The sequence below is a fragment of the Collinsella sp. TM06-3 genome, assembly GCF_003436395.1.
GTDB lineage: Bacteria > Actinomycetota > Coriobacteriia > Coriobacteriales > Coriobacteriaceae > Collinsella.
This window is the reverse complement of sequence record NZ_QSPG01000004.1, coordinates 68151-81823: the sequence shown is the minus strand read 5'-3', so window position 1 is coordinate 81823 and position 13673 is coordinate 68151. Positions and strand designations below refer to the sequence as shown.

Here is a 13673-nt window from a genome sequence, read left to right as displayed (position 1 = left end):
ATCTCTTTGAAAGGAACCACAATGGCACAGATTACCGCCGCTATGGTCAAGCAGCTCCGCGAGATGACCGACTCCCCGATGATGGAGTGCAAGAAGGCTCTCGTCGAGGCTGACGGCGACATGGACGCCGCTGTCGACGTTCTGCGTAAGAACGGCCTTGCCAAGGCTGCCAAGAAGGCTGGCCGTGAGACCAACGAGGGCGCTGTCGCCGCGTTCGTCTCCGAGGATGGCAAGACCGGCGCTCTGCTCGAGCTCTCCTGCGAGACCGACTTCGTTGGCTCCAACGCCAAGTTCACTGGCTTTGCTTCCAAGGTCGCTGAGGTTGTCGCTACCACCGAGCCTGCTGACGTCGACGCTCTGCTCGAGAAGCCGATGGGCGAGGAGACCGTTTCCTCCGAGCTCACCGAGATGATTCACATCATGGGCGAGAACATGAAGATCTCCCGCTTCGCTGCCCGCAAGGCCGAGAACGGCGCGCTCGCTTCTTACATCCACATGGGTGGTAAGATCGGCGTCCTCGTCGAGTTTGCTTTCGAGAAGGCCGAGACCGCTCAGGCTGAGTCCTTCAAGACCTTCGCTCACGACGTTGCCCTTCAGGTTGCCGCCGTCGCACCGATCTGCGCCACCCGCGATCAGGTTCCGGCCGAGACCGTCGAGCACGAGAAGCAGATCTACATGGCCCAGGCTGCCGAGTCCGGCAAGCCCGAGGCTATCCAGGAGAAGATGGCTGTCGGCCGTCTGGAGAAGTTCTACAAGCAGTCCGTGCTCACCGAGCAGGAGTTCATCAAGGACAGCTCCCTCACCATCAAGAAGTACGCTGAGCAGGTCTCCAAGGAGCTCGGCGACACCATTACCGTCGTTGCCTTTGACCGTCTGGTCCGTGGCGAGTAAATAAGCTCTTGTAGCTGGTAATGAGCAGGCTGTGGGTTTTACTCACAGCCTGCTTTTTCATGGCTCTTATCAGAGCCTTTGATATCATATTGAGAGTCTAATTAAAGGAGGATCGCTTTGTCCGACATCCGATATAAACGCGTGCTTCTTAAGCTTTCCGGCGAAGCACTGATGGGCGACGGCCAATATGGCATTGACCCCAAGGTTACCGACCATCTTGCCAAGCAGGTCAAGGAGCTGCTCGCCGTTGGCCATGAGGTCGGCGTCGTTGTCGGCGGCGGCAATATTTTCCGTGGCATGGCCGGCGCTGCCGGTGGCATGGAGCGTGCTCAGGCCGACTACATGGGCATGCTGGCAACCGTTATGAACGCGCTCGCCCTGCAGGATGCCTTCGAGCACAACGATGTTCCCTGCCGCGTGATGAGCGCTATCCAGATGAACGAGATCTGCGAGCCCTATATTCGTCGCCGCGCTATCAACCATCTGTCCAAGGGCAACGTCGTCATCTTCGCTGCCGGTTCGGGCAATCCGTACTTTACGACCGACACCGCCGCGGCTCTTCGTGCGTGCGAGATCGGCGCCGAGATTCTGATTAAAGCCACCAAGGTTGACGGCATCTACGACAAGGATCCCGTCAAGTGCGCCGATGCCGTCCGTTTTGACAAGATTACCTATCACGAGGTTCTCGTTCGCGGCCTGCAGGTTATGGATTCCACGGCTACGGCTCTGTGCCAGGATAACCGTATGCCTATTTTGGTCCTCAACATCGATGGCGAGGACACCGTCAAGCGCGCGCTCGCGGGTGAGCCCGTCGGCACGCTCGTCTATCAGGAGGATTAAGCATGGCAGAGAACATCACCGCCCATATGGACAAGTCGCTCGAGTCCCTCAAGCATAACTTCTCCAAGGTCCGTACCGGTCGCGCCAACGCCAACATTCTGTCCGACATCACCGTTGATTATTACGGTGTCCCCACGCCGGTCACGCAGGTTGCCGCCGTCAAGACCCCCGAGGCTCACATGCTGCTCATCGAGCCGTGGGACAAGGCGCTCATCAACGCTATCGTCAAGGCCATCGGCGCTTCCGATCTGGGCATTACCCCCAACTCTGATGGCACCGTCGTTCGTCTGCCGTTCCCGGCGCCCACTGAGGAGCGCCGTCGCGAGCTCGTCAAGGAGTGCCGCGAGTACGCCGAGCAGGCTAAGGTGTCTATCCGTAACATCCGTCGCGACTTCAACAATAAGCTCGAGCGCGATGAGGAGCTCACCGAGGACGATGTCCGTCGCGAGCAGGCCAAGGTCCAGAAGCACACCGATGAGTATGTCGCCAAGGTCGAGGAGCTTCTGAAGGAAAAAGAAGCCGAGGTCATGGAGATCTAAGGTGCAATACGACGAGCATAAACTGGTCGAGTACTTTGCCGACGCCCCTGCGGGCGTCGGTTTTTCCGACCTTGACCTCAATAACATTCCGCACCATATCTCGTGCATCATGGACGGCAACGGTCGTTGGGCCACGTCGCGCGGTCTTGCACGCACCGAGGGTCATAAGGCAGGTATCCTCTCGCTGCGCGAGATCATTACCGCCTGCGTGCGCCTGGGCGTCGACGTGCTTTCTGCCTATGCGTTTTCTACCGAAAACTGGAACCGTCCGCAGCATGAGGTCAACGTCTTGATGCATCTGTTTGCCAAGACGTTTATCGACGAGCTGCCTCTTCTGAAGCGCGAAAACGTGCGCGTTGTCTTTTTGGGCGACATTTCCGCGCTGCCCAAGAAGACCCGCGACGTTTTTGAACGCGGTCTTGCCGAGTGCGCCGATCACACCGGTATGACGCTGGCGCTTGCCGTCAACTACGGCGCGCGTGCCGAGATTACCCGCGCTGTCCGTCAGATTGCACTCGACGCTGCCGCCGGTAAGATCGATCCTGCCGCAATTGATGACGACATGGTGGCTTCCCACCTCTATACTGCCGGCCTTCCCGATCCTGAGCTTGTGATTCGCACCTCTGGTGAGCTGCGCCTTTCGAACTATCTGCTGTGGCAGGTGGCTTATTCCGAGTTCTACGTCACCGATACCTATTGGCCCGACTTTGATCGTTGGGGCCTTGTCGACGCCATTTTGGCCTATCAGGGCCGTGACCGTAGGTTTGGTGGACTGAGCAAGACCGAGGAGGCTTAATCGTGTCCGATCGTCCCAAGGCATCTGCTCCCAAGACGCCTGCGCGCAAAGCTGCCACTGCGGGAGCGCCTGCAGCGAAGAGCGGCACCGGTTCGTGGCTGGCGGGCTTTATTACCCGTGCCGCCGCCGGTATCGTCTACGCCGTTGTCTTTATCCTGTGCCTGGTTTTGGGTATCGTGCCCACGGCCATCTTTGTTTCTGTCATGAGCGGTCTGTGCTGCTATGAGTTTTTCCGTATGACAAGGCTCGATGGCAAGATGGCTAACGAGCGCATGGGTATCGCTGCCGCCGTACTCTTTCCGCTGTCGGCGTTGGGCGATTCGATGTTGCTGAATGCCCTGCTTTTTGCCCTGATGCTCGCTGTGGGCATTTGGTATGTCTGGTCGCCGCGTACCCGCATCTCTGATGTGGCAGTGACGCTCATGGGTCCCATCTACACTGGCTTTATGCTGTCGGCTATCGTGCTGCTGCGCGATGCCGTGCCCGGTTTTGCCGGTGCCCTGCTTTCAGTGGGCGTTTGCGCGTCCCTTTGGGTCTCCGATTCGTTTGCCTACATCGTGGGCAGCCGTATCGGCAAGCACAAGATGGTTCCCAAGATTTCTCCCAAAAAGAGCTGGGAGGGGTTTGTCGGCGGCATCCTGGGCTCGGTTTTGATTTGGCTCATCCTGTGGGCGACGCACTTCTACAAGCTCAGCCTGCCCTATGCGCTGCTGTGCGGCGTGGTTGTGTCCATTCTGGGCGTTATCGGCGACCTTATCGAGTCGCGCATCAAGCGCGGTGTGGGCGTCAAGGATTCCGGCAACCTTATCCCGGGCCACGGCGGCATGCTCGATCGTAGCGATTCGCTTATCTTCGGCTGCATCACCGCGCAGCTGTTGCTGATGATCGGAGGCGTGCTGTAATGTCTTTCCAGACGACGTATGGCTCCGATGGACGTCTCCGCGTTGCCATCCTGGGCTGTACAGGCTCTATCGGCACCCAGGCGCTCGATGTGTGCCGCCAGCATGCCGATCGCCTGCAGGTGACGGCGCTGTCCGTTAACTCCAGTACCTCTGAGCTCGTTGCCGCTGCCCGTGAGTTCTCGGTTCCGGCGGTTGCCGTGGCCGATGCCGCTCATGGCGATGACGCCGTGCTGCAGGAGTTGCCCGAGGGAACGAAGCTCGGCGTTGGCGCGCAGGCGGTTTGCGAGCTCGCGCGTCGCGACGATGTCGACTGCGTGCTCGTCGCTATTGTGGGCGCCGCCGGTCTCGAGGCGAGCCATGCGGCCTTGACCTCGAATAAGCGCCTTGCCCTTGCCAACAAGGAGTCCCTCGTCGTCGGTGGCGACTTGCTTATGCCGTTGGCACAACCGGGCCAGCTTATTCCGGTCGACTCTGAGCATTCCGCCATCTACCAGTGCTATCTGGGGGAGAACCCGCGCGAGGCCCACTGCATTTGGCTCACCTGCTCGGGCGGTCCGTTCTTTGGCCGCACGCGCGACGAGCTCGATCGCGTGACGCGTGCCGATGCCCTCGCGCATCCCACGTGGGCCATGGGTGCCAAGATCACCATTGACTCCGCCACCCTCATGAACAAGGGCCTGGAGCGCATTGAGGCCATGCATCTGTTTAACTGCGACCTCGATTTCATTAACGTGGTCGTGCAGCGTCAGTCCAAGATTCACTCTATGGTCGAGTTCGCCGACGGCTCCGTGATGGCGCATCTCGGTGCATCCGACATGCGTATTCCCATCCAGTTCGCGTTCTCGTATCCCAAGCGTTGGGATACCCCGGCGCCTCGTATCGATTTCCGCGAGCTGGGGCAGCTCACGTTTGATGCTGCCGACATGGATACCTTCCGCTGTCTGGCACTGGCCGAGCGTGCCGGCAAGACGGGTGGCACCATGCCGTGCGTGCTCAATGCCGCCAACGAGGTTGCCGTCGATGCCTTCCTGCACGATGGCTGCAGCTTTACCGATATCGATCGCATTGTGGAATCCTGCATGGACGCCCACGATATGCAGGCGGTCGATTCGTTTGAGCAGCTTCGCGACATCGATGCGTGGGCGCGTGAAAAGGCTGCGCAGGTGCTCGCCGCAACCCGTTCCTAACCCATAAGGATTGCTTTTTCGTTTTATGGATACTGTTCTGAGCGTTCTCTCATCGGTCTTTTGGGGCCTGCTGATGCTTTCCGTCCTCGTGTTTTTGCACGAGGGCGGCCACTTTTTGGCGGCGCGTGCCTGCGGCGTCCGTGTGACCGAGTTCTTTTTGGGTCTGCCGTGCCGCTTTGACATCCATTACACGTCGCGTCGCATTGGAACCAAGTTTGGCGTGACCCCGCTGCTGCTTGGTGGCTACGCTGCCATCTGCGGTATGGATCCGACCGATGTTTCGTGCGCCGATCGCGTGCTCGCGGCTATCTATCGTCATGGTCGCGTGACCGTGGCCGACCTTGCTGTCGAGCTCGAGCTTTCCGAGGAGGTTGTGCTCGAGGCATGCGCCCTTTTGCTGGGCTGGGGCTCCATCGCGCCCTGGTATGAGGAAGGGGAGAAGCCCTCGCCGAGCTACTATCCCACCAAATATCAGACGTTGCCGCGAGACACGGCAGGCTATACCACCTTTGATGGTCGCCATTTCGATCGCGAACATGCGACTGCCGAGGGCGATGTGTGGGAGCTGCCGTGCGGCGAGGCCGAGTTCCTTGCGCAAGAGCGCTCGCACACCTATCTTGGCCAAGGCTTTCTCAAGCGCGCCTTTATGCTGCTCGCGGGCATTATCGTCAATATCTTGACGGGTTTTTTGCTCCTTATGAGCATCTATTCCATTGCGGGTGTCACCGTGCCGATGGATACCAACGTGATCGGTCAGGTTGACGAGGGGTCTATTGCCGCCAAGGCGGGTATCGAGGCCGGTGATGCGATCCTTTCGGTTGACGGTGTCTCATGTTCCACTTGGATGGATGTCTACGATGCCATCGGCAAGGCCGCCGGTAAGGACGATATCGCCATCGAGTACGAGCGTGACGGCAAGCAGCATTCGACCACGGTTGCGCTCAAAGAGGACGAGCGCCTAGGTGTGTATGCCTCTACGCAGGTGGTCCGTTTAGACCCCATCACGTCGGCTCGCCTGTCGTTCTCCTATGTCGTGCAGACAGCGGATGGCGTGATGCGCCTGCTCCAGCCGCAGCATACGATGGAGATTCTCGATCAGTCTTCTTCGATCGTGGGTATTAGCGTTATGTCCTCACAGGCCGCTGCTGCCGGCCCTGCCACGTTCCTTTCGTTTGCCGCCCTCATTTCGTTCTCGCTTGGCTTTATGAACCTGCTGCCCATCCCACCACTCGATGGCGGCAAGCTGGTCATCGAGATCATTCAAAAGATTGCGGGCCGCGAGCTGCCGCTCAAAGTACAGACAATCGTCAGCTATGTCGGCATCGCGCTCTTTGCACTGCTGTTTGTTTATATGCTTCGTTCCGACATCCTTCGATTTATTCTGTAGGGGAGTGTTTGGATTGTCCTTATCCCATCCTTTGCCTCGCGAGTTGACGCGCCCTGTGCATGTGGGCGGCGTGCAGATCGGTGGTGGCGCTCCGGTCGTGGTTCAGTCTATGACCTGCACCGATACCGCTGATGCCCAGGCAACGCTTGCGCAAGTGTGCGCGTTGGCGCAGGCTGGCTGCGATATCGTGCGCGTGAGCGTGCCTACCGAGGCCGCGCTTGAGGGTTTCCGCACCATCTGTGCCGAGTCTCCGGTGCCGATTGTCGCTGATATCCACTTTAACCATAAGCTCGCCATTGGTGCCGTTGAGGCCGGTGCCGCCAAGCTCCGCATCAATCCCGGCAACATTGGCGATTGGGCCAAGGTCGATGCCGTGATCGATGCCGCGGGCGCTGCTGGGTGCGCGATTCGCATTGGCGTGAACGCGGGCTCGCTTGAGCAGGATATCGCCGAGCGCGAAGACCTCACGCAGCCCGAGAAGCTCGTGATGTCTAGCGAGCGCTTTGTGCGGCACTTTGAGGACCGCGGCTTTAAGAACATTGTGCTTTCGGCCAAGGCCCATAGCGTGCAAACGACGCTCGATACCTATCGAGCCCTGTCGCGTGAGATTCCACACGTTCCGCTTCACCTGGGCGTGACGGAGGCGGGGACCAAGCTTCAGGGCACCATCAAGAGCTCTGTAGGCTTGGGTATCTTGCTTTCCGAAGGTATCGGCGACACCATGCGTGTGTCGCTCACGGCCGATCCGGTTGAGGAGCCGCCGGTCGCCTGGGGAATTCTACAGTCGCTGGGCCTGCGTCGCCGTGGTCCCGAGATTGTCTCGTGCCCCACGTGCGCCCGCTGCCAGGTTAACCTCATTCCCATCGCCGAGGAGGTCACCGAGCGGCTTAAGAACTATTCCGCGCCGCTTTCGATTGCCGTCATGGGATGTGCCGTTAATGGCCCCGGTGAGGCTTCTGATGCCGACCTAGGCGTTGCTTGCGGACGTGGTCAGGCCTTGCTCTTTTCGCATGGCCAGATCATTGGTAAAGTAGCTGAGGACCAAATTGTCGACGCGCTTATGGCAGAGGTCGACAAGCTTATTGAGGAGAAATAAATGACCCGAGCAATGTATATGTCTAAGCTCTATGCGCCGACGCTTAAAGAGGATCCGGCGGGCGCTGAGCTCGCCAGCCACCGCCTGCTGCTCCGTGCCGGCATGATCCGCAAGGAGGCCGCCGGTCTGTATTCCTACCTGCCGCTCGCATGGCGCTCGATTCGCAAGATTGAGAACATCGTGCGCGACGAGATGGACGCCGCCGGCGCCCAGGAGCTTATGATGCCTATCATGGTCGATGCCGAGTTGTGGCGTGAGTCCGGCCGTATCGATGCCTATGGCAAGGAACTTGTGCGCTTTGACGACCGTCATGGTCGCGAGTTCGTGCTGGGCCCCACGCACGAGGAGACCGTCACGGCCCTGGTGCGCAACGAGCTGCGCTCCTATAAGCAGCTGCCAGTGAACCTCTATCACATCCAGGATAAGTTCCGCGACGAGTTCCGTCCCCGTTTTGGCCTAATGCGCGGTCGCGAGTTCATCATGAAGGATGCCTACAGCTTCTCCGCCACGCAGGAGAGCTTGCAGGAGGAGTATGACAAGATGAAGCAGGCCTACGCTAACATTTGCGAGCGCTGCTACATCAAGGCCTTGCCCGTCGTTGCCGACTCCGGCGAGATCGGTGGCGATACCTCCGTCGAGTACATGGCTTTGGCCGACGCCGGCGAGGCTTCTCTCGTCTATTGCGATGACTGCGGTTTTGCCGCCGATGATGAGGCTGCAAGCACCAAGGTCGTCGTGACTGAGGGTCCCGGTGACGGTACGCTTACCAAGGTCGAGACTCCGGGCATGGGCACCATTGAGGCCGTTGCTAAGTTCTTTGGGTTCCCCGAGAACGGCACGCGCAAGTCCCTGGCGCTCATCGATGCCGAGGGCAAGCCCGTCGTGGCCATCGTCCCGGGCGATCATGAGCTCAACGACTGCAAGGCCGAGCATGTCTTTGGCAAGGGTTATCGCATGATGACGGACGAGGAGCTCCAGACCTACGGTCTGCACAAGGGCTTTATCGGACCGGTTAACTTGCCCGAGGGCATCCGTCTGGTGTGCGACGAGAGCCTGCGCGAGTCCAAGCAGTGGGCCTGCGGTGCCAACGAGGTCGATTATCACTTTACCGGTGCCTGCCCCGAGCGCGACTTTACCGTCGATGAGTGGGCAGATCTGGTCACCGTCGTTGCCGGCGATCCCTGCCCGCACTGCGGCAAGCCGCTCTCTGCTGCTCGCGGCATCGAGGTCTCGCAGGTCTTCCAGCTGGGTACCAAGTATTCCGAGGCCATGGGCGCCACCTTTATGGACGAGGACGGCAAGGAGAAGCCGCTTATCATGGGTTGCTACGGCGTGGGCGTGTCCCGCTCGCTTGCTGCCGTCGTGGAGCAGCACAACGACGAGCACGGTATCGTCTGGCCGGTTTCCGTTGCCCCGTACGAGGTCGCTGTGATTCCGCTCGATCCCAAGAAGGAGGAGTGCGCAACCGTCTGCGACCAAATCGTCGAGGGCTTGTGCGCCGAGGGTATTGAGGTCGTCGTCGACGATCGCGATGAGCGTCCCGGCTTTAAGTTTGCCGACAACGACCTTATGGGCTTCCCGTATCAGGTCGTTCTGGGCAAGCGTGGCCTCAAGAATGGCACGGTGGAGCTCAAGGACCGTGCTACCGGCGAGCGTGAGGACGTGGCGATCGACGAGGTCGTCGATAAGGTCGCCGAGCTTGTGAAGGCTGCCCGTCGCTAATCGACGTTTCTGCTATTTGACGCAATTGCGAGACTGCCCCGTATCTCTCTTAGGATGAGATGCGGGGCAGTCATTTTTTGTTGTAGGGATTAGTTCGACGGGTAAGAGAAAACCCCACAGCCCATATGAGCTGTGGGGTTTCCCTTTGTGCCTCCGATGCGAAGTGAATCGCTCAGATTTTACTGATAATCGACGACGTCGATCCAGTTCTTCAGGAACTCATCGTTCACGTTGCGCTTACGAGCGAGCTCGGAAGCGGCGACGATGCTCGTCCACTGACGCACGACCTGCATGGGCATGTCGGCGCGGTCGCAGTAGAGCTCCAGGTAGGCCTCAGCCTGATCCTTGCTGTTGAGGGCGAAGAGCAGGTAGGTGGTGGCAACGTCGGCAGCAGGGGAGCCCTGGGTGGCGTGTGCCCAGTCGCACACATAGAGCTGGCCGTCGTCGCCGACGATGACGTTGGAGGGGTTGAAGTCGCCGTGGCAGACCTTGAACTCCTTGGTCATGCCGTCCAGACGCTCCTGAAGGTTGTAGCGCGTGGTGGCATTGAGCTGATCAAGGCTGTCGATCATGCGGGCGAACTTGTCGCGCTGACGGTTGAGCAGCGGGGAGGTGTAGCCGTGGATCTCGATCTGGAGGTCGACGAACATCTCGAGATACTCACCAAAGCGCTGGGGCTCGGCAGTCATCTTCTCGGCAAGGGTGGTGCCCGGAACCTTCTCGGTCACGAGCGCCCAGCCGTTGGCGTTCTCGAGCTGGGAAACCTCGAGAGCCTTGGGGCTGCGGATGCCGCACTCATTGATGCGGGCAAGATTCAAAGCCTCGTTGAACACGTCGGAGACAGGCTTGGTCTCGTTAAAGACCTTGACGATCTTGTCGCCCAGGTCGTAAACGACCTTGTTGCCACGGCGGACGAGCTCGGTCTTGGAATCGGGTAGCAGCATGGTTGCATCCTTTCAACGATGCGATAGAAGCGACGGCGGGGGTGTGTGAAACACCCGTGCACCCCCGCCGTTAAAAACCGTGCTAAAACTAGCAGACGGCGTAGTCCTGAGGCTCGCGGCCGTAGTAGGCGTCCAGGTAGAGCTCCTTGATCTCGCTCATGAGCGGGTAGCGCGGGTTAGCGCCGGTGCACTGGTCGTTGAATGCCTGCTCGGTCATCTCGTCGAGGGTGTCGAGGAAGTACTGCTCGTCGACACCGTAGTCGGCGATGGTCTTCTTGACGCCGATGAAGTCCTTGAGCTCCTCGAGCTTCGTGATGAAGTTCTCGAAGACCTCCTTGTCGTCCTTGCCCTCGATGCCGCAGTACTTGGCCATCTCGGCGTAGTTGTGCAGTGCGTTGGGGTAAGGATACTGGGAGAAGGTACCCATCTTGACGGGAGCCTCGGCGGCGTTGTAGCGCATGACGCGGGTCAGGATGACGGCGTTGGCGAGGCCGTGAGGCAGGTGATGGAAGGCGCCGAGCTTGTGGGCCATGGAGTGGTTGAGGCCCAGGAAGGCGTTGGCGAAGGCCATACCGGCCATGCAGGAGGCGTTGTGCATCTCCTCGCGGGCATGCGGGTCCTTGGCGCCGTTCGTGAAGCTGGAGGGCAGGTTCTCGAAGACGAGCTTAGCAGCGCGCTCCGAGAGACCCTTGGTGTAGTCGGAAGCCATGATGGAGACGTAGGACTCGATGGCGTGGGTCATGACGTCGATGCCGGAGGCAGCGGTCAGGCCGCGCGGGGCGGTCATGCAGTTGTCGGCGTCGACGATAGCCATGTTGGGGAGCAGCGCGTAGTCGGCGAGCGGCCACTTGATGCCGGTCTCCTTGTCGGTGATGATGGCGAACGGCGTGCACTCGGAGCCGGTACCCGAAGAGGTCGGGACGGCGACGAAGTAGGCTTTCTTGCCCATCTCGGGGAAAGTGAAGATACGCTTGCGGATGTCCATGAAGTCCATGGCCATGTCCTCAAACTTGCACTCGGGGTGCTCGTACATCATCCACATGATCTTGCCGGCGTCCATAGCGGAGCCACCGCCGACGGCGATGATGACGTCCGGCTCAAAGAGAGCCATCTGCTTGGCGCCGCGACGTGCGCACTGCAGCGACGGATCGGGCTCGACGTCGTAGAAGCAGTCGTGGGCGATGCCCATCTCGTCGAGCTTGGCCTCGATGGCGCGGGTGTTGCCATTCTTGAAGAGGAACTGGTCGGTGACGATGAAGGCGCGCTTCTTGCCCATGACGGTACCGAGCTCGTCGAGGGCGACGGGCGTGGAACCCTTCTTGAAGTAGACCTTCTCAGGAGCGCGGAACCACAGCATGTTCTCACGGCGCTCGGCCACAGTCTTAACGTTGATCAAGTGCTTCACCCCAACGTTCTCGGAGACGGAGTTGCCGCCCCAGGAGCCGCAGCCCAGGGTCAGAGACGGCTTCATGCCAAAGTTGTACAGATCACCGATGCCGCCGTGCGAGGACGGGGTATTGATGACGATACGGCAGGCCTTCATGACGTGCTCGAACAGGCTGATCTTCTCGGCCTGGGCGGGGTGCACGTACAGAGAGGCGGTGTGGCCCGGGCCACCGGCGAGCACCAGGTGCTCGGCCTTGTCGACGGCCTCCTGGAAGTTCTTGGCGTGGTACATGGCCAGGACCGGGGAGAGCTTCTCGTGGGAGAACTCCTCCTTGGCGGGGTCGGTGGAGGTGACCTCGGCGATCAGGATCTTGGTCTTGGCGGGAACCTCGATGCCTGCGAGCTCGGCGATCTTGGCGGCAGCCATGCCGGGAATGCGGTGATCGAGGGCGCCGTTCTTGAACATGGCGGCACGCAGGGCCTCCATCTCGGCACCCTGCTTGACGAAGTAGCAGCCGCGCTTCTGGAACTCGGCCTTAACCTGGTCATAGATGGTGTCGATGACGGTCACGGACTGCTCGGAAGCGCAGATCATGCCGTTGTCGAAGGTCTTGGAGTGGATGATGGAGTTGACGGCGAGCAGCACGTCGGCGGTGTCGTCGATGACGACCGGGGTGTTACCGGCGCCAACGCCCAGGGCGGGCTTGCCCGAGGAGTAGGCGGCCTTGACCATGCCCGGGCCACCGGTGGCGAGGATGATGTCGACGTCGCGCATGACCATGTTGGTCAGCTCGATGGAGGGGACATCGACCCAGCCGATGATGCCCTCGGGGGCGCCGGCCTTGACGGCGGCGTCGAGCACGAGCTTGGCGGCGGCGATGGTGCACTTGGCGGCAGCCGGGTGCGGGGAGATGATGATGGCGTTGCGGGTCTTCAGGCTGATCAGCGTCTTGAAGATCGCAGTGGAGGTGGGGTTGGTCGTCGGGATGACGGCGCCCACGATACCGATGGGCTCGGCGATCTTGGTGATGCCATAAGCCTCGTCGCGCTCCAGGACACCACAGGTCTTGGTGTTCTTGTAAGCGTTGTAGATGTACTCTGCGGCGTAGTGGTTCTTGATGACCTTGTCCTCAAGAACGCCGCGGCCGGTCTCCTCGATGGCCATCTTCGCCAACGGGATACGAGCCTTGTTGGCGGCCATGGCGGCCTCATAGAAGATCTTGTCGACCTGCTCCTGCGTGTACGTAGCAAAAAGCGCCTGGGCCTCTCGCATCTGAGCGAGCTTAGCCTCAAGCGCCTCTACGTTGTCCACAATTGCGGGAGTAGTGTTTTCCGGTGACTTTTTCACCATTTGTGTCTCCTTGCGATCGGAGATTTACCCTACGTCTTGCATGATAGCAATAAATAATTCGGTGAGTGGTAAGATTCCTGTAAAAGGCACACTAAAACGCTTCAATAAACTGAAGCGTTTTAACTATTTAACTAAAAGCCGAACGTCTTCTCCGGGCGAATTCCTAGTTTCCCCATGGCTATGGTGTGGAGTTTGTTCATTGTTTGTTCATTAGGTCTTAGGAAATTAATGCACATCGATCAATTCTGGCTGGTCGTGACACTAATTTTTGGTCGTTTCTATTTCATGGCAATAAACGCGTTCTCTTGTCAGACAAAACACTGGTATTAAACTAAAACCAATGTGCCAGACAGTACATTCAGTAAGAGTGAAATATATGCCTTTGCCTCTGGGTATTTTGTCGCCCTTTACCGGTTCATGTCAGTTGAGTAGAAAGGGCGGTTTGTGAGATTGCCACGCTGCAGGCGAGCTCTCGTTTGGCTCGTCTCTTTTTTGTTCGTGTTTAATACGATTCCTACGAGCGTATTTGCTGACGTAGTAGTGAATAATGACCCTCAGCAAAACACGACTTCGGAGAATCTGTCTAATGAATCTGCTGATAGTGATTCTGGGTCAAGGGGGGGGGGGGGGGG

At 59.3% G+C, this 13673-nt stretch carries 11 protein-coding genes; 9 read left to right on the top strand and 2 right to left on the bottom strand.

The genetic code is table 11. From position 1 onward, the window contains the following. Nucleotides 1-21 precede the first annotated feature (21 nt). The 9 genes from tsf to DXD56_RS02765 all read left to right on the top strand — a co-directional run bounded on the left by tsf (nt 22) and on the right by DXD56_RS02765 (nt 9360). Nucleotides 22-891 (top strand): translation elongation factor Ts, encoded by an 870-nt coding sequence (gene tsf / locus DXD56_RS02805; RefSeq protein ID WP_022094736.1) that lies wholly within the window; start codon nt 22-24, stop codon nt 889-891. A 117-nt stretch (nt 892-1008) separates the two neighbouring features. Then, nucleotides 1009-1731, top strand: coding sequence for a UMP kinase (gene pyrH, locus DXD56_RS02800; protein WP_040359955.1), 723 nt, complete (start codon nt 1009-1011; stop codon nt 1729-1731). A 2-nt stretch (nt 1732-1733) separates the two neighbouring features. Then, nucleotides 1734-2270 carry a ribosome recycling factor gene (gene frr, locus DXD56_RS02795; RefSeq protein ID WP_006236112.1) on the top strand — a complete coding sequence of 179 codons (537 nt, stop codon included), beginning with the start codon at nt 1734-1736 and terminating at the stop codon, nt 2268-2270. A 1-nt stretch (nt 2271) separates the two neighbouring features. Beyond that, complete coding sequence (locus tag DXD56_RS02790) at nt 2272-3066, top strand: isoprenyl transferase (RefSeq protein ID WP_089573403.1); 795 nt, start codon at nt 2272-2274, stop codon at nt 3064-3066. Between the two features lie 2 nt (nt 3067-3068). Continuing rightward, the gene (locus DXD56_RS02785; RefSeq protein ID WP_233524910.1) at nt 3069-3968 is read left to right on the top strand and encodes a phosphatidate cytidylyltransferase; all 900 of its coding nucleotides are present in this window, start codon (nt 3069-3071) and stop codon (nt 3966-3968) included. Further along, nucleotides 3968-5155 carry a 1-deoxy-D-xylulose-5-phosphate reductoisomerase gene (gene dxr, locus DXD56_RS02780; RefSeq protein WP_117639921.1) on the top strand — a complete coding sequence of 396 codons (1188 nt, stop codon included), beginning with the start codon at nt 3968-3970 and terminating at the stop codon, nt 5153-5155. Before DXD56_RS02785 ends, dxr begins: the two co-directional genes overlap by 1 nt. Nucleotides 5156-5180: 25 nt before the next feature. Then, on the top strand, nt 5181-6542 hold the full coding sequence (locus DXD56_RS02775; RefSeq protein ID WP_117639919.1) for an RIP metalloprotease: 1362 nt from the start codon (nt 5181-5183) through the stop codon (nt 6540-6542). A gap of 13 nt (nt 6543-6555) precedes the next feature. Continuing rightward, entirely contained in the window at nt 6556-7638 is a 1083-nt protein-coding gene (ispG, locus tag DXD56_RS02770) for a flavodoxin-dependent (E)-4-hydroxy-3-methylbut-2-enyl-diphosphate synthase (protein WP_117639917.1), read from the top strand. Then, nucleotides 7639-9360: a proline--tRNA ligase gene (locus DXD56_RS02765; RefSeq protein ID WP_233524909.1), complete on the top strand. Its 1722-nt coding sequence runs from the start codon at nt 7639-7641 to the stop codon at nt 9358-9360. Between the two features lie 179 nt (nt 9361-9539). Here DXD56_RS02765 and DXD56_RS02760 read toward each other — a convergent pair whose 3' ends face one another. Both DXD56_RS02760 and adhE read right to left on the bottom strand, forming a co-directional pair. Then, nucleotides 9540-10304 carry an aminoglycoside phosphotransferase family protein gene (locus DXD56_RS02760; RefSeq protein ID WP_006236119.1) on the bottom strand — a complete coding sequence of 255 codons (765 nt, stop codon included), beginning with the start codon at nt 10302-10304 and terminating at the stop codon, nt 9540-9542. 88 nt (nt 10305-10392) lie between these two features. Beyond that, nucleotides 10393-13041 (bottom strand): bifunctional acetaldehyde-CoA/alcohol dehydrogenase, encoded by a 2649-nt coding sequence (adhE, locus tag DXD56_RS02755; protein ID WP_117639915.1) that lies wholly within the window; start codon nt 13039-13041, stop codon nt 10393-10395. Nucleotides 13042-13673 lie beyond the last annotated feature (632 nt).

Coding starts and splice junctions, on each gene's coding strand:
- tsf (WP_022094736.1), top strand. CDS start 22: ATGGCACAGATTACCGCCGCTATGGTCAAGCAGCTCCGCGAGATGACC.
- DXD56_RS02775 (WP_117639919.1), top strand. CDS start 5,181: ATGGATACTGTTCTGAGCGTTCTCTCATCGGTCTTTTGGGGCCTGCTG.
- frr (WP_006236112.1), top strand. CDS start 1,734: ATGGCAGAGAACATCACCGCCCATATGGACAAGTCGCTCGAGTCCCTC.
- dxr (WP_117639921.1), top strand. CDS start 3,968: ATGTCTTTCCAGACGACGTATGGCTCCGATGGACGTCTCCGCGTTGCC.
- DXD56_RS02765 (WP_233524909.1), top strand. CDS start 7,639: ATGACCCGAGCAATGTATATGTCTAAGCTCTATGCGCCGACGCTTAAA.
- DXD56_RS02760 (WP_006236119.1), bottom strand. CDS start 10,304: ATGCTGCTACCCGATTCCAAGACCGAGCTCGTCCGCCGTGGCAACAAG.
- adhE (WP_117639915.1), bottom strand. CDS start 13,041: ATGGTGAAAAAGTCACCGGAAAACACTACTCCCGCAATTGTGGACAAC.